The organism is Acetomicrobium hydrogeniformans ATCC BAA-1850 (assembly GCF_000160455.2).
Lineage (GTDB): Bacteria > Synergistota > Synergistia > Synergistales > Acetomicrobiaceae > Acetomicrobium > Acetomicrobium thermoterrenum.
This window is the reverse complement of record NZ_ACJX03000001.1, coordinates 330,733-350,230: the sequence shown is the minus strand read 5'-3', so window position 1 is coordinate 350,230 and position 19,498 is coordinate 330,733. Positions and strand designations below refer to the sequence as shown.

Below are 19,498 nucleotides of genomic sequence, written 5' to 3'. Positions count from 1 at the left end.
TTGCGTCAGAGTAGACAAGGTAATCAAGGAAGCTTAAGTGTAAAGTAAAAGGAGGAGATGATATGAGTATTAAAAAGCCCGCTATTATATTGATAGTAGTCTTTTTTATGCTATCGGGTTTTCTTTTTTTAGGAAGATCCACCTTTGCAGCTGAACCAGAGTATAATTGGCGAATGTCTCAGATTCATCCTGAGGGCAGTGATTACGATATTCGAGCCAAGGAGTTTGCACGAAAGGTTTTTGAGCGTTCGAATGGCCGGATAAAAATTGATGTTTATTCAGGTGGCGTATTGGGCGACTGGACCGAGGTATTTGAAATGATTATGCGTGGTACCATTGAGATGGGGTTGCAGCAGGCAAATGCTAATTTTGACCCTCAGCTTAATCTGGCATACTACTTTCCCTATCTGTTTACAACCTTTGAGGAAGCGAAGGAAGTTTATGGTCCTCGAGGTTGGACGTTCAGGGTTAATCAGAGTCTATGGGAAAAACACAACATAAAAGCGTTAGACGTCCTTCCCGTTGGTATGGCTGGGCTCTCCTTGAGTAAATTACCTGACAAGTACGATGTTCCAACAGTACAGAAGGGAGTTAAGGTGCGTGTAATGCCAATTAAACCTTGCGAATGGACTTATGAGGCTCTTGGATATATTCCTACACCCATTCCCTATGCCGAAGTTTATACATCTCTCCAAATGGGGATTGCCGATGGTCAAATGGGTGGTCCTCCCTTTCAGGCATGGCAATTTAGAGATGTGCAAAAAGTATGGATTCAATATAACGATTACATAGAAACTTGGTGGTTTGTCATAAATAAAAGTCTATGGGATAAACTTTCACCTGAGGACCAACAAATCTTGACCCAAGCCGCCCAGGAAGAGGCCAGAATTCAGTGGGATAAGGCAGAAGAGGTGGACGAAGAATACAGACAAAAACTTGAAGATGAATATGGTTGGACTATTGTTATGTTGTCCGATGATCAACTAAATAGTATTGCCAATCATGTTAGGAAGGTAGTCTGGCCTAAAATGGAAACTATTGTCGGAACTGAGCTCATGAATCGTATATATGAAGAATCTGGGATTCCACGCCCGTAGATAATAAGTAGCATTGAAATAAATAACGAGGGGAGTTATGCTCCCCTCGTTTGATCTTACCATCCTCTCAGGAATTTTAAAATGTCGTCAGATACTCTGTCCTTTAATACATCTTGAATAGCTTCATCGATTATGTTTAATCCACGATCTAATTCTTCCTGAGATATATTCAGAGGCGGTGCTATGCGTAGCACATTGCCATGTTTGCCAAAGGTTATTAAAATTAAACCCTTTTCCCATGCTCTCCAACAAATCTTTTGCGCAGTGTTTTTATCGGGTTCTTTTGTACCTGGTTTGATAATATCAACGCCGATGAGAAGGCCTAAACCCCTGACGTCGCCAATTATCGGATAACTATCACTCATTTTCTTGAATTCGTCCATGGCTTTTTTACCAATGTGGGCCGCTCGCTCTGATAAATTTTCTTCTTCCACGACCTCAATGGTAGCCAAAGCAGCAGAGGCATTTACGGCATGACCAATGTGAGTAAAGACTAATAAAGGTTGTGGGACGCTGTCCAATATTTCGGCTTTTCCAACAGTTGCAGAGATGGGAAACCCCCCGCCTAAAGCTTTAGCTGTGACAAGTAAATCGGGTTCCAACTTAAAATGTTCTATTGCCCATAACCTTCCCGTTCTTCCCATACCTGTTTGGACCTCTTCGTCAATGAGGAGAATGTTATGGCTGTCAGCAAGTTCTTTAAGACCTTTAAAAAAATTCATAGGGGGAACGATTGCTCCCGCATCGCCTTGTATAGGTTCCATAATTATGCAAGCGGGTTTTTCCTTTAAACTCGATATTGTTCTGTCAATAGCTTTTAAGATATTGTTACTTAACTTCTCAGGATGTTCGTATCCGTCGATACCAAAAGAGTTTCTATAGGGATCTGGAAATTCAACGAATTGAACATCCATAACACCCAAACGTTTTTTAGCATCCTGATTAACAATACCTGTCGCAGATAACGCTCCATAAGTCATTCCGTGATATGAATCTTTAAAAGCCATTATTGTATGCCTTCCGGTGAAAGCTCGTGAAGCTTTTATGGAAGAATCTACGCTATCAGATCCAGAAAACCCAAAAGTAACTTTTTTTGAAAAGTTCCCTGGCGTGATTTCAGTCAATTTTTTTGCTAACTCTATAGGTTGCTTTTCGTAAAAATAAGCCATAGTATAATTAATAACTCTATCAATCTGGTCTTTTGCTGCTTTAACAACCCTTGGATGATTATGGCCAATATTAAATACTGCAGCACTGGTCAGAAAATCAATAAATTCATTGTTGTCAACATCAATTACGGTAGATCCACTAGCTTCTTTTATAACCAACGGGTAGTATTTAAGCGAGCATGCCTTGGGAATATACCTGTCTTCTTCGTCTGCTATTTTTAAATTTTCTTCTAATGTTTTTTCGGTATAACGTTTCACCTTTTCCCACATTGTATCTCTTCTCCCCCTTTATTGTTAAAAGTAAAATAATTTTTATATTCTTGTGCAGCTAGAGGTTGCTATGATATCTACACATTTTGTAAAATAGATCTTAGCTTCATCTCAATGTCAACATTAATCGGTACTATGTTGTTTAAATGATATCATAATAAGCTCATATGCAATAAGCAATCGGGATAATTATTGTTCTATGGATTCATGAACACGTTCCTTTTTTGCCTTTGCAATCTTATATATGCCTATAGTAAATATAGCTATGCCATGAAGTATGAAAAATCCCCACGAAATCGTTCCGTAACCTTTAGCTATTAAAGGGATTAGTCCAAATGATGATATAGCGATCCCTAAAAGCGCCATTCCAAACCCAATCGTTCCCCGCAATGAACGAGATATCTCTCTCCCCCTTTTGTCAAGCATATAAGAATTTATCCTTTCATTGACTGCGTGTATAAATCCCGTTCCTGTTTCAATCATTGTTCCAAAAAGGACTATCATATATGCGACAAGCAATGATGTTAGGCCCATTTCTTGCAATGCGAAATAGGTGGGGACTTCAATTGTCAGAACATCGGGATAAACTCCAAGGAGAACGATATAAAGAAAAAATCCAGGTAAAATTGTGAGCAATCCGGCAAAAATGCCTGATATTATGGCTTCTTTTCTGGTTTCAATAAAACGGGTCACAAAAAGAATGGCTGGTAAACAGCCTAGGTTATAAAAAGCATATTGAAAGCCGCCCATTATCCAACCAGGTTTATTTATCCCCGATGATAAACTATTGGTGATGTTATCACTAAATTTCATAAAACCAATTATTAAAAATACTATATAAACAATATAAAGAAAAAAAGACCACCATGATAAAGCTGCCGCGATAGTTCGGCTTCCAAAATAGGTAAGGATAGCTATTAATAGTAAAAACGACCCTGCGCCAATCAGGGGAGGCAAATTAAATGTTTCTTTTAAAATGCTACCCGATGCGGCGCCGCAAACTCCTAATACTATAAAAAGAAGAAGGATGTAACATATCTCGTATAGAGGCCATGCCCCTCCGATCAGGTTTTTAAAGAAACTTCTGTAATCATAGGTTCGAAATAAGCGGGCAAATTCAAAGCTTGCGGCACATACGGCTGCCCACAATATAGTGGTGACCAAAAACATGCCCAGAAGTCCGTTTTTGGGACCGTACTGGATAAAGTATTCAACGATTTCCCTTCCAGTGCCATATCCTCCGGCAACGACGACGGATTGCAAAACAAACCCAGGAAGCAAATATTTCTTATAGAAATCAAAATTCATAAACCACTCCAAAAATGAAAAATTTTGCTTATGTGAATCAGTAGGCATATTAGACTTCCCCCTTCAAAAAAATTTATTGGACAATACGGTACCACAATTTTAAAGAGCAGACAATATCGTCATTGATTAAAAATATTTTTAAAAATATTATGTTAGGGTATAGCGAAAAGAATGTAATATCTAAATATAATGGGATGAAGCTAAGAATGAATAGCGGATAGGAGGCTGCTGTGGGAAACCAGGTATACAATATGGTGTTAACTAATGACACAGAGAAAGAAAAATGATATAGCTTAATTTTTTTGCTTAGTCCCAATTAAAACTACAGTCTGTTTGTTAGTGATTTTGACACTTTTTGTCAGTTTCAGCGATACTCTAATTCGATAATATGATGTTCAAGTTTAATTTGTTATTAAAATTATGCGAGGGATTTCGATAAAGCATATTAGATCATTGATTCTCCGATCCATTTGTTCTTCCATCTGCCCGTCCGTCCGTCTTGACTAATAAAAATAAGTTGCGTATAATGCGATTGCAATGCCGAGGTGGTGGAATTGGTAGACACGCACGTTTGAGGGGCGTGTGGGATTTCCCGTGGGGGTTCAAATCCCCCCCTCGGCACCATAGATTAAAAAAAGAAGGAGCCTGTTTTGGCTCCTTCTTTTTTTTGATAGCGTTAAAGAGAAGGGGTATCGCAATTTGTGTGTATTAAGTTTCCTCTCCTGAATCTGTTAATAAAGGAGATATGATAATATATTTACATGTCCGATATTGTTAGGAGGGGATGAAATGCCATCGTTTGTGGACCTAAACCGACTTTTTAAGCCTAAAAAAATTGCCATAGTTGGGGCATCATCTAACATGGAAAGCATATCAGGTCGACCTTTAAAATTGCTGAACCGATACAATTATAGAGGGGATATTTTTCCTGTGAATCCTAAATATGATTCACTTCATGGATTCAAGTGTTATCCAGATATTAGATCCCTTCCGGCATCTCCGGATGTTGCTATTATTGGAGTAAGAGCTGGTCTTGTGCCGGATATTTTGGAACAATGCGGAGAGAAAAAAGTTCCCTTCGCTGTCATATTTTCTTCGGGGTTTGCTGAAGCTGACGACCCTCAACTTCAGGATAAAATAATTTATATAGCAAATAAGTGGAATATCCATTTGGTAGGTCCGAATTGTCAAGGTTTGGTAAATTTTGTCGACGGTGTTCCTCTGAGTTTTTCTGCTTCATTAGATGCAGAACCCCTGGAACCTGGACATATTGCTTACGTCTCGCAAAGTGGAGCTTTCGGATTTGCCTCTTTTGCCCTAGGTGCCGACAGTGGCGTAAAGTTTCGCTATGTAGTAACTACTGGCAATCAAGTAGATTTAGATGTAGTTGATTTTGGGCGGTTCATTATTGAAGACAGAGAAGTTAAACTTCTTATCCTTTACATGGAAGGTTTGAAAGACGGCTCAAAGTTCCTGGATTTAGTGCAACAAGCCAAAAAGAGAGAAATTCCAATTGCAGTGCTGAAAGTTGGCAAGAGCGAGGTGGCTAAAGAGGCAGCGAAAAGTCACACGGCTGCTCTTACGGGTGATAGGGAAGTTTGGGATGCCGTATTTAAGCAATATGGTGTTATAAGCATTTCTGACGTGGAAGATATCATCGATCTGGGAACCATATTTTCTTCTCCCAAAAGGGCTACAGGCAAAAAGGTAGCGGTGTTAACTACTTCCGGAGGAGCAGGTATAATCATGACGGATTTGTTGGATGACTATGGCCTGAATGTGCCGGTTTTGGATGAAAACACTCAGGAGAAGATAAAACCCTATATACCCCCCTTTGGCTCCAGCTCAAACCCTATAGACATGACTGCGCAGGTGATAAACGACCCCAAAGGTTTCCCTGGCTGTTTAGATGCGGTGCTCGAATGTCCTGACATAGACATGGTCACCGTCATTATATCCATGATTACCGGTAAATCGGGCGAACAGATGGTCCAGGACCTCATAGCTGCGAGTCAAGGGACCAAAAAACCTATCAATTGTACCTGGCTGATTGACCGTAAACATGGGGAAGTTTTTTTGAAACAGCTTAAGGCTGCAGGTGTACCGTTATTTCAAAGTTTGCGCAGAAGTGCTTTTGCACTGAGCGCACTTGCCAACTGGCATGAAGTTATGTTGAAACCTACGAAGGATATAGAGGTCAGGGGAGAACCATTTTTGTCCAAACTTCCATTAATGATGACGGAATATGACTCAAAGAAATTGTTGGAGCATTGGGGCGTTCCGGTGACAAATGAGAGGCTTTGCTTTTCCTTGGAAGAGGCCATAGAAGCAAGCGAAGAGATTGGGTATCCCGTGGCTTTAAAGGTTATGTCTCCTCAAATTCTTCACAAAACGGAGGCTGGAGTAATTGCCCTAAACTTGCAAAACGAAGAACAAATTCGCAATGCCTACGGCAGAATATTAGAAAAGGCCAGGAAATTTAACGCTGAAGCCAACATTGAGGGAGTATTAGTTCAAGAAATGGTCGGTAGCGGTTTGGAATGTATGATAGGTGTCAAAAGAGACCCGATTTTTGGTCCGTTTGTCGCCGTCGGTTTGGGAGGAATATATGTCGAAGTGCTGAGAGATGTTTCGTTGCGACGTGCCCCCATCGATGAGAATACCGCTATGGAAATGATAGAGGAACTTAAAGGTTATCCCCTGCTTGCAGGAGCACGTGGCCAAAAACGAAAGGACATAAACGCTTTGGCAAAAGCAGTGAGTTTAATATCGAGAATGGCATGTATAGAAAGTGAGCTAAATGAATTGGATGCAAATCCGGTTTTTGTACTAGACGAAGGAAAAGGAGTGTTGGTTGCGGATGCTCTAATATTGCGCAAAGAGAAGGAGTGATGTCAGGTGTCGGTGTTTCTGATACTATTGGCCTATTTGCTGGGATCAGCTCCTATGGGATATTTAGTTGTCAAACTAGTAAAGGGCGATGACATCAGGAAGTATGGTTCAGGCAATATAGGAGCTACAAATGTCGGAAGAGTGATGGGTAAAAAGTGGGCAATCGCTGTGGGTATCTTCGACATAACAAAAGGCGGATTGGCCTTACTAATTGCAAGGGTCTTGGGGGTATCTTCTCCGCAATTGCTGTCTCTTTTAGGAGTAGTAGCTGTTTTGGGACACAATTTTCCTGTGTGGTTGAAATTTAAAGGCGGAAAGGGAGTGGCAACTTCCTTCGGCGTTATATTTATGTTTTATCCTCTCGCTTCGATCCTTGGCGGGGTTGTGTGGTATTGCGTGATGAAGGTGAGTCGTTACGTTTCTTTAGCATCTATGATATCCCTTGCTTCAACGCCGATATGGTTGAAGTTGTTTGGCGCCGATATTTCTTATATCGTGGCCTCGTCCTTTTTGGCGTTCCTTACGATAGTTAGACATCATGCAAATATCAGAAGGTTGTTGGCAGGGACCGAGCATAAAGTTGGCGAAAGAGCTACTTAAGGTTTTTGAGCGCATGATTATATAATTCGAAAGGAGTATAATGACCATCTGCTGTTGAAGGGTATTTAAAAGATTGAGAAGGGAGTTTCGCACATTTGCCTATTTTTTACATTATACTAATTGGCCTATCTTTATCGATGGATGCATTTTCGGTATGCTTGAGCGTTGGAGCTTGCCGAAAGGATAGTCATCTTACGGTTGCCCTACGAATGGGAAGTGTGTTCGGTTTTTTTCAGTTTATTATGCCCATCTTTGGATATTTTCTGAGTTACTATATTTTGCGCAAGTTTTCTCCCTATGACGAATGGATAGCTTCGGTTGTTCTTATTTGTATTGGCCTTAAAATGCTTAAGGATTCAAAAAGGGAAGAACAATGCAGTCCTAGGGACATTACTAAGGGGCTGGCGTTGTTATTTCTTGCGATTGCCACTTCGATCGATGCATTGTCCGTGGGAATTGGTATTGCAGTGGCGAATATTCCCATCATGTTCTTTTCCTCTGTTGTTGGTTTTGTTACTCTATGCATGTGTTTATTGGGAGTATACTTCGGCAGAGCTCTGGGCTTTCTTTTGGGCCGATGGGCTTGTGTTTTTGGCGGTCTTGTAATTTGTCTTGTAGGAGTCAAGATGCTATTCTTGTAACGACCGAGATTTCCTCACTATAATTCCCCTAAAAATGTTTTGTATCCCTAAAAATATTCTTGACATATTTTGACCTTCATGCATATAATGAGCATGGTCGCACTAATGCCATAGGCTGGATGGGGGTGCATGGATATGGAAAGCCTCACTGAAAAGATAGAAAAATACATACGAAGCCTGCTTGAGGCTAATTCGGCGGATGAGATCATATTGCGACGCAAGGAGTTGGCAAATGTTTTCGGTTGTGTGCCAAGCCAAATAAACTATGTATTGCAAAGCAGATTTACGCCTGAAAGAGGTTTTATCGTAGAGAGTCAAAGGGGAGGAAATGGTTACATTAGAATTATACGGGTATGTCTTTCCGGCGTGGAGGACAGACTCAATCATATTGAAGAGATAGTTGATGGAGTAATGACACCACAGGAAACAAGGCGCCTTTTGAAAAATATGGAAGAACGTGAACTGTTGACGCTGAGGGAACGTACCATGTTAGAAGTTATCTTGAGATTTGTCGATGAAGTGTTGGTATCCTTTTTCGATCTACCCGCCTATCGCAGAGATGAAATTAATACTGAACTGGTTAGACGGGTGCTCAAAAGCTTGGCCATTATATAGGGGGAATTTACAATGATGTGCGAACGATGTCAGGAACGGGAAGCAGAGGTGCATATCAAGCAAATTATAAACGGTGAGGTAAAGGAATATCATCTATGCAGAGAATGCGCAGAGACTATGGGTCTGGAGGGTATCGATCTATTCCCTCATTTTAATTTTGATTTGTCATGGGAAAATCTCTTGGGTTCCCTCTTCGAACCCTTCGCTGCCAAAGAATTGCGCAGGCCCGTGAGAACTGAGATTAAATGCCAAGGCTGCGGGTTGGATTATTCGACTTTTCAAAAAACCGGCAAGTTTGGATGTCCTAAATGCTACGAGTCTTTCCGAGATTATATTAAGCCCTTGCTTCGAAAAATTCATGGAGCTGATCGTCATAGGGGGAGTAAGCCTGAGTTGAGTTACATCGAAAAAGATGCTACAGGAGACGAACTGGAACAATTAAAAAAGGAGCTTAAAGAAGCGGTAGAAAAAGAGGAGTACGAACGTGCGGCGAAAATTCGCGATCGTATCCGCGAATTAACATCGAAAGGTGATGGTAGCGATGGCAAAGCGTGACTTGTTAGCACATCCAATAGAATGGGTAAAGGGGAAAGGAAGCAATTCTAATATAGCTGTTTCCAGCAGAATAAGATTAGCGCGAAATTTAAGTGATTTTCCTTTTACCCATCGATGTGATCATGAAAAATTATATGCCATTGTTGATCAAGTTAAACAAGTGATATCAGATTCGGACCTTTTAAAAGATAGCGATGTTGTAGAAATGGACGCCTTGGATTCCTTGTCCAGGTGGGTGTTGGTAGAGAAACACCTTATTAGTCCGCCCTTCGCAGGCGACGGACCTGGCAGGTTAGTAATAGTGGATTCAAAAGGTGTCATATCGATAATGGTCAATGAGGAAGATCATCTTAGGATTCAAGTTATTTTGGCAGGTCTTGAGCTTAACGAAGTGTGGAGAATAGCTAAAAAGGTCGAAATGATGTTCGAAAAGTTGGGTTATGCCTTCGATTCTGATTTCGGCTATCTGGCGGCATGTCCGACGAACGTCGGAACGGGAATGCGTGCCTCGGTAATGGTTCATATACCGGCGCTTGAGATGTCAAAGCAAATCACTACTTTGATAAATGAATGTAATCGCATTGGCCTTACAGTAAGGGGAACCTATGGGGAAGGAAGTGATGTGCTGGGCTCATTATATCAAATCTCAAATCAAATTACCTTGGGCCTCGGCGAGGAAGAGCTGATTGATAAGGTAGCTTCTGCTGTACGACAAATTGTTACGGAGGAAGAACGCGCCAGAGCGGTGATGAAGCGTAAATTAGACAGTTCCTTAGACGACAGGCTTTGGAGGGCATTTGGCGTTATGAGATATTGCAGAAACATCAGCACGAGAGAAGCTCTTGAACTGATTTCGCTAATCAAAATGGGCAGTGACATGGAAATAACTCCTAAACTTTCAGTGGAGGATTGGAATAATCTTGTTCTTGGCGTACAACCGAACCATGTTCAGTTGTACGCAGGCAAGGAACTTACGCCGGATGAGAGGGATGTGTACAGGGCAGCCTTTTTGCGGGAACGTCTTAAAAGCATAGAGCCTAAGTAAGGATAAGAGGGGTGATGTAGAATGTGGCAATTTTTTACGGAGCGAGCAAGAAGGGTGGTCCAATTAGCTCATAGAGAAGCACTGAGGTTGGGTCACGATGTAATAGGTACGGAACATATATTGCTGGGCTTATTGGCCGAAGGCGATGGAGTAGCAGCGCATGTGCTGATGTCCTTAGGCATAGATTTAGATGAAGTTCGCAAGAGGGTTGAACAATTGGTTGGCAAAGGACAAGCAAAGGACAAACCGATAGATCTGCCTTTAAGTCCCAGGGCCAAGCGAGTTCTGGACTTGGCTATGAGGGAAGCTCGAAATATGGGTGTCAACTACGTTGGAACAGAACATATCCTCCTGGGATTGTTGGCCGAGGGGGAGGGAATTGCAGCTCAGGTTCTTACCAGCATGGGGTTGGATATGCAAAAGGTGTATCAAGAAGTTGTTCGATATCTCTCCGGAGGGGAGGTAGACCAAATGGGCCAAAGCCAAGGTTTGTCAAGGAAGAAATCTCATACCAAGACTCCGACTCTCGACCAATTAGGCATTGATTTAGTTGAGATGGCTCGTCAAGGCGAACTCGATCCCGTTATCGGTCGTGAGCGCGAGATACAGCGGGTAATTCAAATTTTGTCGCGCAGGACTAAAAACAACCCCTGCCTCATTGGTGATCCAGGCGTAGGAAAGACTGCAATTGTCGAAGGATTGGCTCAGAGAATAGCTACAGGTGAGGTCCCGGAAGTTCTTAAAAACAAAAGAATAGTCCAACTCAATATTGGCAATTTGGTAGCGGGAACCAAGTACAGAGGTGAATTCGAGGAGCGCATGAGAAAACTGGTCAAGGAGGTTCGCGACTCCAAAGACGTGATCGTCTTCATCGATGAAATTCACACCCTAGTTGGTGCAGGCGGAGCAGAAGGAGCCGTCGACGCTGCCAATATCTTAAAGCCAAGCCTTGCCAAGGGAGAATTTCAAGTAATTGGGGCTACGACTTTGGACGAATACAGAAAATACATCGAAAAAGATTCAGCTTTAGAGAGGAGATTTCAACCTGTTTTTGTGGGTGAGCCCAATATAGAAGACACCATAGAGATCTTAAAGGGTTTGAGAGATAAATATGAGGCGCATCATCGGGTCAAAATAACGGATAAAGCTTTGGAGGCAGCAGCAAGGCTTTCTGCTCGTTACATAAGCGACAGATATTTGCCTGACAAGGCTATCGATCTTATCGACGAAGCTGGTGCGAGGGTGCGACTTTCTACTATGAATCCGCCGGAGTTTATAAAGGAGCTGGAAAAGAAGCTCGAGACGGTGAGAAAGGAAAAGGAAGCAGCAGTAGCGTCTCAAGAATTTGAAAAAGCCGCCGCCTTAAGGGACGAAGAAAGAAAGTTATCAGAGGAGTTGGAAGAAAAACGGAAGGAATGGCAGGCTAAGAAGTCGCAAGAAGAACCAATAGTCGACGAAGAAGACATCGCATTGGTGGTTTCAGAATGGACAGGCATTCCCGTCACGCAAATGACGGAAGAAGAAAGCCAACGGCTGCTTCGCATGGAAGAAGAAATTCATAAACGCATTATTGATCAAGAGGAAGCTGTATCCATAGTGGCCAAAGCGATCAGGAGGGCCAGAAGCGGCTTGAAGGATCCCCAGCGACCTATAGGGAGTTTCCTGTTTTTAGGCCCTACTGGCGTTGGCAAAACTGAGCTAAGCAAAGCCTTGGCGGAATTTATGTTCGGCGACGAAAATTCCATGATCCGTCTCGACATGAGCGAATTTATGGAACGCCATGAGGTTTCCAAACTCATAGGTGCACCTCCCGGCTATGTGGGATATGAAGAAGGAGGCAAATTGACCGAGGCTGTCAGAAGGCGTCCCTATGCTGTGGTTCTTTTCGACGAGATAGAAAAGGCCCATCCCGATGTGTTTAATATACTTTTGCAAATCCTGGAGGATGGAAGGTTAACCGATGGACAGGGTCGTGTTGTCGATTTCAAAAACACGGTGATCATTATGACGAGTAATCTCGGAGCGCAGGATTTGATGAAAGGTCCGGCCATTGGGTTTGCTGCCGAATCGGAATATCAGATCGATTTCGAGGCCGCAAAGAAAAATATATTGGATGCGGTAAGAAGGACCTTTAGACCGGAGTTTATAAACAGAATAGACGAAATAGTGGTCTTTAAGCCTTTAGGCGAAAAGGAACTTCTTCAGATTGTAGATATCATGATCGATGACGTAGCTGAAAGACTGGCCGAAAAGGGTATATTCATCGAAGTTAGCGATGCTGCAAAGGGGTTTTTGTTGAAAAAGGGATACGAGCCCAAATTTGGCGCGCGACCCCTGCGAAGGACCATACAGCGATATATCGAAGACAGGCTGGCTGACATCTTGCTTGAAGGAAAAATAAAACCGGAAAGCGTAATCAAAGTCGACGTCTCAGAAGACAATATAACTTTTATTCCTGTGGCAAAGGGGAAGAACAACAATAAAAAGAAAGCTGTCTCCAAGGAATCTGCACAATCTTAATACGCGCTAAAAGCGAGAAATATAATTTAAGGCCGCGGATAGTTACTTTTCCGTGGCCTTTTGCTATTATAATCATGAAAGCTGAAAGTTCTTTCAGTTCATCCGATAATTATATTTTATGTTAAGGTGGTGTAATTAAAATGTACGGTTTCGATATTTTTTTGTTGCTCTTTCTTTTTTTGTTGGTGCTTCCCTCCTTCAGGCAATGGAACCTCGAACGGCTCCGACAAGGGCAGATCAAGAAAATAGAGCATAAACGCAGAAGTCGAGTCATTACACTAATCCACAGACAGGAATCCATCGGTTTTTTGGGAATGTTCGCAAGAAATTTCATTAGCATCGAGGATTCCGAAGAAGTGCTTAGGGCAATAAAATTAACTCCTAAAGATATGCCGATAGACTTAATAATTCATACGCCCGGAGGTGTTCTCTTGGCAGCCGAACAAATTGCAAACGCATTGTCTAAACATGATGCCAAGGTTACCGTATTCGTTCCCCATTATGCTATGTCTGGTGGAACGCTAATTGCCCTTGCTGCGGACGAAATAGTGATGGATGAAAATGCAGTTTTGGGCCCGGTAGACCCTCAAATTGGTCAATACGCAGCTGTTTCCATTCTAAAGGTCCTTGAACAGAAACCAATTTCAGAAGTAGATGACAATACTATCATATTGGCTGATATGTCAAAAAAGGCCATTACACAAACTCGGCGCTTTGTTTATGACCTCTTGATAAGCAACGACGTTCCCGAGGAAAAGGCAGAAGAACTCTCCAATGCATTAACCGATGGCAGGTGGACCCATGATTATCCTATTATGTATGAGGAAGCAAAACTATTGGGCCTCAATGTAAAAAGTGGAATTCCCGAGGAGGTAGCATCTTTGATGCATTTATATCCTCAAGCCGGACAGAGACGCCCCTCCGTTCAATATGTTCCCATGCCTTATCAACGTCCGACATCTAATGGGAAAGAATAATTTTAATGTCTGCAGATACTTGGCTAAGTTTCAGAACACGCGTTAAATAGTCCTGATATAGAAACTTCAAGTGGTTATATAATATATGTCGTTCCTATGTCTGCATGATAAAATATATCATAAATGAGACGCACAGCTGTATGTGCGTTCGACAATTATACAAGCAGTGCAGTCGATAGAAGAGGAGGTGAAGAGGACATATAACCCATGCTATGTCATTTTCATGGTAATCATTAAAATATGAGAGGAGGTAGAAATGAGAATGAGCGAAAATGGAAGTTCGACGAGAAAGCCCACTCTTTTTGAAGCTGTTCTGGCTGTTTGCGTAGCTGCTGTCTGTATTGGAACCGGTGTTTTGGTTTTGGGCGTAGATGTGCATATTCCACTGGTGTTCTCTGCTGCCTTTGTGTGTTTGATGGGCCGTTATTTGTTGCATTTTCAATGGAAAGATATGGAAGAGGGCATGTTTCGCGGTATCCTTGCCGGGCTTCAGGCTGTTTTGATATTAATGATAGTGGGAATGATAATTGGCTCATGGATACAGGGCGGCATCGTGCCGACGCTCATATATTATGGTTTGAGCATCCTTTCACCCAGCATATTTTTGCTTGCAACTTTGATAATTTGTTCTATTGTTTCATTGGCGACGGGCACCTCGTGGGGTACCTCAGGCACTGTAGGTTTGGCCTTGATAGGTATTGCTGCGGGGCTGGGGGTTCCAATGCCGCTGGCGGCCGGCGTAGTTATTTCCGGTGCATACTTTGGCGATAAGATGTCGCCTCTTTCTGATACTACAAATCTTGCTCCCGCAGTTTCAGGGACGACCCTTTTTAGTCACATAAGGGCTATGGTCTCCACAACTTTGCCCACCTACGTAATAGTTGCCATTATTACCATAGTATTGGGCCTCAGGTTTGCAGGCGGGACTTTGGACGTGACGAGGATAGTTGCTTTTCAAAAGCTGCTAGCTGCAGAATTTAACATAAGCGTCGTTGCCCTTATTCCCCCTATAGTGGTAGTTTTGCTGGCAGCTTTAAGGTTTCCTGCAATACCAAGTTTATTTGCAGGTGTGGTACTGGGCGGCATAATGATACTTCTTCAAGGCAGCGGACTGGGAACTATGGTCACTGCGATTCATTACGGTTACAGCCCTGCTTTTAGCGCGGAAGTTGCAGGAGCGGAGAGTCTCGATGCCGTAGCGGGCATCCTCGCTGCGCAGGGAGTCAGCGATGTCGCTCCCGAACTTGCTCAAGAAGTGGGAGGGATGCTCAGCGATTTGCTCGAACGCGGCGGACTCGATTCTATGATGTGGACTGTTTCCTTGATATTATGCGCACTTTCCTTCGGTGGCGTCATGGAGCGTTGCGGAATATTGGAAGTATTGCTGCAGGCCCTTTTGCGCCATGTGAAAAGCGTTACAGGACTGGTTACATCGGTAATAATTTCTTGTATAGTTTCCAATATTTTCTTGGGGGATCAGTATGTTGCAATAGTGCTCCCTGGCAGAATGTTTAAGCCTGCCTTCGATGAAAAAGGACTTCACCCTAGAATGCTTTCCAGAAGTTTGGAAGATAGCGGCACATTGACATCGGTTTTAGTTCCATGGAATACATGCGGAGCTTACCATGCAAGCGTCTTAGGAGTGCCCACTATTCAGTATTTGCCCTTCGCTTTTTTTAATTACCTTAATCCGATCATGGCCATTGCTCTAACAGCTATGGGCAAATCGATATTCTGGCGCAAGGATACTGATGAAGATATCGTAAGCGTATAGTAGAATTATCGACGGAGGCATGATTGATGGAGACCATCATCGAATCACGATCAAGCTATTCAACTCCCACGTGGATGAAATTCATTTTATTTTTTTTCGGGTGTTATTGCATTTTTTCGGCAGTATTAGATTTTTCTTTTTATAAGATTATATTAATCATCGCTTCCTTTTACGGTATTATATATAAAAAGAAAATCTACATTTCATCTGATGGAATAATAAAAGAAGTATATGGAATACTTGGAATATCCAAAGAATTTCTTCCATGGGGAGATGTAAAAGCAGCTACTTTTGCCTACAAGGGCGATATGATGATGGTCTTTTTTGAAAGAGGAATCACGGGATGGAAGTTATTGTTTAAGCGTTCCGATGAACCTTTGCTTGAAGAAATAATCAAAAAATATGCTCCGCAGGCGGAAATTGATTTTTTAGGCAATTATACCAAGGACTCTAAAAAGCAAAAGTTATAAATTAGGCATATTTCAAATGCCCCGCCAACTCGCGGGGCATTTGAAATATTTAGTGGGAAGCTAAAGCTTTTCCTCGACGGCTTTAACTTTGCCGTCCATTGTCAATTCTTTATCTCTTCTTTCATCAATTTTAAGACTAGTTGTCACTCTTGACACTCCTTTTTCGAATAAACAATTGTGGGCTGCTTTAGTGGCATTGAGCACTTCATCTAGTTCACCTTCCAAGACAGTGCTCATCGGCGTCAACCTGACTTTCAGATTGAATTTTCTCAAGGTTCTTTCCACCTCGGCTACATAAGAGCTTACACTAGGACTGTTTGTGCCTAGGGGAACCACGACTATCTCGGCGATAACTCTTCCCACCTTTGACACCTCCTTCAGATTGTTTTATTTTCTAAATCCGCTGGATTTTTAATGCTAATGTCTTGGGTCTCTTAAAATATATCATTTTTGGTAAATGCTTTCAAAAATAGGTGGTCCTAGACGCTGGCGAAATAAGTACTTTAAAGGGGTTTATAAGGTATGGTAATATGATTTAAACATATGGATTATCTGTCTTAGGGAGGCGATGTAAATGCAATATATTCATAGTGATAAAGCACCTAAAGCAGTTGGGCCCTATTCGCTTGCGGTAAAAGCAAACGGATTTGTCTTCGTTTCGGGGCAGCTGCCTCTAGACCCGGAAAGCGGCTTGATTGTAGAAGGTTCTGTAGAGGAACAGACATTCAGGGTGTTGCAAAATATTGAGGCAATTCTTGAAAGTGCCGGGTCAGATATATCAAAAGTCGTAAAAACCACAGTTTTTGTAACCGATATTGCCAATTTTCAGGCTATTAACAAAGTGTATTCAGAATTTTTTGGCGATAATAGACCTGCCAGGTCTCTCGTTGAAGTGAGCAAACTGCCAAAGGAAAAGGCTCTACTTGAGATGGAAGTGATTGCCTTAGCATAATAATACCGTATTATCTCAAAAAATATTCCGAAAATTATAAATAATGGAAAAATATAGAATATAGTTTTCAAGTTGACAAAACAGCTACAGGTGATTAAACTCTCATTTGCTGGGTGCGGCAATGGAAGACAAAGCCAAATACCGTATCCAAACCCTATCTCCTCCTCAAAAAAAGGGACCCGTTGAGGTCCCTTTTTTATTAAACTTCCATTTATAATTCATTCTGTTTCTGTTAAAATACACGTGCTTGACGCGTAGGCAAGAACGGAAATATTAGAAATTAATCTACCACAGGGGGGAATATATAATGCAACCCAGATCAATGCAAATGACATTGGAAGATATGCTTTCTTTGATGATGGCTCGTATAGACAGCGTGGCCATGTCCGAAGAGAGCATGAAGACCAAGTTCGATGTATTGGGTCGAGCCCTTTATAAAAAGGGTATTATAACCGATGACGACATCGTAGATGCGGTCAGAGAGCAGGGAAAGCTCATGAAGGCAATTGGTGCTACGCAAAACGATCTGACTGATGAAGAGGTAAAGGCCATAGCGGAAAATATCCTTCTATGGCTCAAGGGAGACGCCGATACGATTAAAAAGAGCATGGAGGAATACGAGCAAAAACTTCGTGAGCTAGCCTCTCAGGAAAACAAGAAACCACGCCTGGATGTAGCATCTCCGGCAATATTATCCGAACTGGATAAAATAACCAAAGGAGGCAAGCCGGGCAACAAATTGATTCTATAAAATAACAAATATAAACACGAGTTCATGTAAGCTATCATGCCTATTGGACTCGTGTTTAATTTTATTTTGTTCGGTATGAAGTTATCAAATAAGGAATTGCTATGAAATGTTATTCTGAAGTAGGCTGATTATTATAGTGTCCACATTCTTCATTCCCTTATTGCTCAATTCGGCCATATTGTCTACAGTTTCTTCGAGAGTCTCTCCTATGATGCCCCTCGGGATATCGTGTCCGTTTTTTTCTAAGGCAATCATCGCTGCAGTATAGGCTTCATAGGCACCGGTACCTACCTTAAGGGCGCAGGTGTCTTTGGCACCGTCACATATCATGCCAATCAAGTTGCTGACGTGAATTTCAATTGCATCCTCCACTTTAGTCATATCTTGAGAAAGAAGGTATGTAATTCCGGCTGCGGCTCCGGCGCCTGCGGCAACGGTGCATCCGCAGATCGGACTTAGCCGCCCAGTTCTGCTTTTTAAGAAACTTGTTGTGAGATGGCTCAAGGCCACGGCTTTAGCAGTTTCTTCCATTGTTTTTTTATAAAAATCTGCCACCAGGTAAACCGGAAGAATCGCTGTTATACCGTGATTTCCGCTTCCGGCGCTGCTCATTACCGGTTTAGAAATTCCTGCCATTCTTGCGTCTGCGGCAGCTGCGGCGTAAGCTTTGATTTTTAGCGGAAGGGCGGAAAAATCGTCGGATTTGATCATCTTGAAAATAGTTTTTCCTACTCCAAGACCATAGTCGTTGTCGGGGTCTAGACCTATGTGCGCGACAGCCATATTCATTTTTATTCCTTCGTAAATATACTTTATATCTTCATCATCTATGTCGTTTAATAGAGAAGTCAATTCATTGAATGTCATATTTTTAATAGCATCAAATATGCTTGCTTTTTCCGAATTTTGAATTACGCGGAGTCTTTTGCGTTTTGAAAGTATAAGTTTCCCATCCATCATAATCTTCGTAATGTTATCATGCCTATCCTCAATAAAACAAGAACATGTACGTTTGTCGGTTATTATCGTAACTTTTACATATACTCCGCTTTTTGAAAAATTTGGAGATACGGTAACAAGGCCTGCTTTGACAAGTTGCATAGCTTTTTCGATGTCGCTTATATCGCAACATTTTAACGCTTCCAGGCCATACTCCGATTTGCCGCAAATAACCCCTAGCGCTGCTGCTACGGCATTTCCCTTTAAATCCTTGACACCCGGAATGCCTACTGCATAACCATTCTTGTAAATATTAGGGCTGACATCGACTTCTATTCTTTTGATTTCCTCGGAACCTATTTCTTTTCTTGCCCGGGCTGTGGCCAGCGCTACAGCGCCGGGCTCGGTACAACCAAGCGCAGGCACCACTTCCGTTCGCAAAAAATCCTTTATTGCAAACAATTCTGTCCCTCCTTTAATACTTAATAATTGTTATTGCATTCTATAAAATTATCCCTCGAAAATTGTCTTGAAACAAGCACGTTTCTGAAAAGCCATTATGTGTGATATAATTGCCACATACCTCATGAACAAAGGAGTTGATCTTAAGTTGAAGATACAAGTTCTTGGCACAGGATGCCCTAAGTGTAAGAAACTTGCGGATATGGCTGAAAAAGTTGCGCGAGAACTCGGTCTAGATTATGAAGTCGAAAAGGTTACAGATATTAATAAAATAATATCTTTTGGAGTAATGACTACCCCTGCCTTAGCTGTTGACGGGAAGGTTGTCATTGCAGGTAAAGTTCCGTCGGAAGGGGCGCTGAAGGATACATTTAGAAACTTATCGGGTAATTAGATAACCTCTGAGCACAACTTTAACGAGCCTGCCTAATGATGGAATTTAACGCAGCAGAGGCAGGCTC

General features: G+C 42.1%; 18 protein-coding genes and 1 tRNA gene. 15 read left to right on the top strand and 4 right to left on the bottom strand.

Annotated features, from left to right (window positions below; genetic code table 11):
• The first annotated feature begins 62 nt into the window (after window positions 1-62).
• The gene (gene dctP, locus HMPREF1705_RS01785; protein ID WP_009200424.1) at window positions 63-1,097 is read left to right on the top strand and encodes a TRAP transporter substrate-binding protein DctP; all 1,035 of its coding nucleotides are present in this window, start codon (window positions 63-65) and stop codon (window positions 1,095-1,097) included.
• Window positions 1,098-1,153: 56 nt separating this feature from the next.
• Here the strand turns inward: dctP and HMPREF1705_RS01780 are convergent, their stop codons facing one another.
• Both HMPREF1705_RS01780 and HMPREF1705_RS01775 read right to left on the bottom strand, forming a co-directional pair.
• Window positions 1,154-2,536 (bottom strand): aspartate aminotransferase family protein, encoded by a 1,383-nt coding sequence (locus HMPREF1705_RS01780; RefSeq protein ID WP_009200425.1) that lies wholly within the window; start codon window positions 2,534-2,536, stop codon window positions 1,154-1,156.
• A 189-nt stretch (window positions 2,537-2,725) separates the two neighbouring features.
• A complete protein-coding gene (locus HMPREF1705_RS01775; protein WP_009200426.1) occupies window positions 2,726-3,892 on the bottom strand; it encodes a YkvI family membrane protein in 1,167 nt (388 codons plus the stop codon).
• 491 nt (window positions 3,893-4,383) lie between these two features.
• On the opposite strand from HMPREF1705_RS01775, the gene HMPREF1705_RS01770 reads away from it, so the two are divergent.
• The 11 genes from HMPREF1705_RS01770 to HMPREF1705_RS01720 all read left to right on the top strand — a co-directional run bounded on the left by HMPREF1705_RS01770 (window position 4,384) and on the right by HMPREF1705_RS01720 (window position 15,933).
• Window positions 4,384-4,468, top strand: a tRNA-Leu gene (locus HMPREF1705_RS01770).
• 165 nt (window positions 4,469-4,633) lie between these two features.
• Complete coding sequence (locus HMPREF1705_RS01765; RefSeq protein ID WP_009200427.1) at window positions 4,634-6,736, top strand: acetate--CoA ligase family protein; 2,103 nt, start codon at window positions 4,634-4,636, stop codon at window positions 6,734-6,736.
• Window positions 6,737-6,742: 6 nt separating this feature from the next.
• Window positions 6,743-7,336: a glycerol-3-phosphate 1-O-acyltransferase PlsY gene (gene plsY, locus HMPREF1705_RS01760; protein ID WP_040347781.1), complete on the top strand. Its 594-nt coding sequence runs from the start codon at window positions 6,743-6,745 to the stop codon at window positions 7,334-7,336.
• Between the two features lie 95 nt (window positions 7,337-7,431).
• Window positions 7,432-7,977, top strand: coding sequence for a manganese efflux pump MntP (locus HMPREF1705_RS01755; protein WP_040347782.1), 546 nt, complete (start codon window positions 7,432-7,434; stop codon window positions 7,975-7,977).
• A gap of 135 nt (window positions 7,978-8,112) precedes the next feature.
• Complete coding sequence (locus tag HMPREF1705_RS01750) at window positions 8,113-8,592, top strand: CtsR family transcriptional regulator (RefSeq protein ID WP_040347785.1); 480 nt, start codon at window positions 8,113-8,115, stop codon at window positions 8,590-8,592.
• Window positions 8,593-8,604: 12 nt separating this feature from the next.
• Window positions 8,605-9,147: a UvrB/UvrC motif-containing protein gene (locus HMPREF1705_RS01745; protein ID WP_009200431.1), complete on the top strand. Its 543-nt coding sequence runs from the start codon at window positions 8,605-8,607 to the stop codon at window positions 9,145-9,147.
• Window positions 9,134-10,192: a protein arginine kinase gene (locus tag HMPREF1705_RS01740; protein WP_009200432.1), complete on the top strand. Its 1,059-nt coding sequence runs from the start codon at window positions 9,134-9,136 to the stop codon at window positions 10,190-10,192. Before HMPREF1705_RS01745 ends, HMPREF1705_RS01740 begins: the two co-directional genes overlap by 14 nt.
• A gap of 21 nt (window positions 10,193-10,213) precedes the next feature.
• The gene (locus HMPREF1705_RS01735; protein WP_009200433.1) at window positions 10,214-12,712 is read left to right on the top strand and encodes an ATP-dependent Clp protease ATP-binding subunit; all 2,499 of its coding nucleotides are present in this window, start codon (window positions 10,214-10,216) and stop codon (window positions 12,710-12,712) included.
• Window positions 12,713-12,852: 140 nt separating this feature from the next.
• Window positions 12,853-13,689 carry an SDH family Clp fold serine proteinase gene (locus HMPREF1705_RS01730; RefSeq protein WP_009200434.1) on the top strand — a complete coding sequence of 279 codons (837 nt, stop codon included), beginning with the start codon at window positions 12,853-12,855 and terminating at the stop codon, window positions 13,687-13,689.
• A 262-nt stretch (window positions 13,690-13,951) separates the two neighbouring features.
• On the top strand, window positions 13,952-15,463 hold the full coding sequence (gene nhaC, locus HMPREF1705_RS01725) for a Na+/H+ antiporter NhaC (protein ID WP_009200435.1): 1,512 nt from the start codon (window positions 13,952-13,954) through the stop codon (window positions 15,461-15,463).
• 26 nt (window positions 15,464-15,489) lie between these two features.
• Window positions 15,490-15,933 (top strand): hypothetical protein, encoded by a 444-nt coding sequence (locus HMPREF1705_RS01720; RefSeq protein WP_040347788.1) that lies wholly within the window; start codon window positions 15,490-15,492, stop codon window positions 15,931-15,933.
• Between the two features lie 60 nt (window positions 15,934-15,993).
• On the opposite strand, the gene HMPREF1705_RS01715 is transcribed toward HMPREF1705_RS01720, so the two are convergent.
• The gene (locus tag HMPREF1705_RS01715; RefSeq protein WP_040347793.1) at window positions 15,994-16,296 is read right to left on the bottom strand and encodes an MTH1187 family thiamine-binding protein; all 303 of its coding nucleotides are present in this window, start codon (window positions 16,294-16,296) and stop codon (window positions 15,994-15,996) included.
• 211 nt (window positions 16,297-16,507) lie between these two features.
• Between HMPREF1705_RS01715 and HMPREF1705_RS01710 the strand changes: the two genes are divergently transcribed.
• Complete coding sequence (locus HMPREF1705_RS01710) at window positions 16,508-16,885, top strand: RidA family protein (protein WP_009200438.1); 378 nt, start codon at window positions 16,508-16,510, stop codon at window positions 16,883-16,885.
• A 307-nt stretch (window positions 16,886-17,192) separates the two neighbouring features.
• Window positions 17,193-17,636 (top strand): hypothetical protein, encoded by a 444-nt coding sequence (locus tag HMPREF1705_RS01705; RefSeq protein ID WP_111089529.1) that lies wholly within the window; start codon window positions 17,193-17,195, stop codon window positions 17,634-17,636.
• Between the two features lie 99 nt (window positions 17,637-17,735).
• On the opposite strand, the gene HMPREF1705_RS01700 is transcribed toward HMPREF1705_RS01705, so the two are convergent.
• Window positions 17,736-19,037 carry an L-cysteine desulfidase family protein gene (locus HMPREF1705_RS01700; RefSeq protein ID WP_009200440.1) on the bottom strand — a complete coding sequence of 434 codons (1,302 nt, stop codon included), beginning with the start codon at window positions 19,035-19,037 and terminating at the stop codon, window positions 17,736-17,738.
• 148 nt (window positions 19,038-19,185) lie between these two features.
• On the opposite strand from HMPREF1705_RS01700, the gene HMPREF1705_RS01695 reads away from it, so the two are divergent.
• Entirely contained in the window at window positions 19,186-19,431 is a 246-nt protein-coding gene (locus tag HMPREF1705_RS01695) for a thioredoxin family protein (protein ID WP_040347795.1), read from the top strand.
• Window positions 19,432-19,498 lie beyond the last annotated feature (67 nt).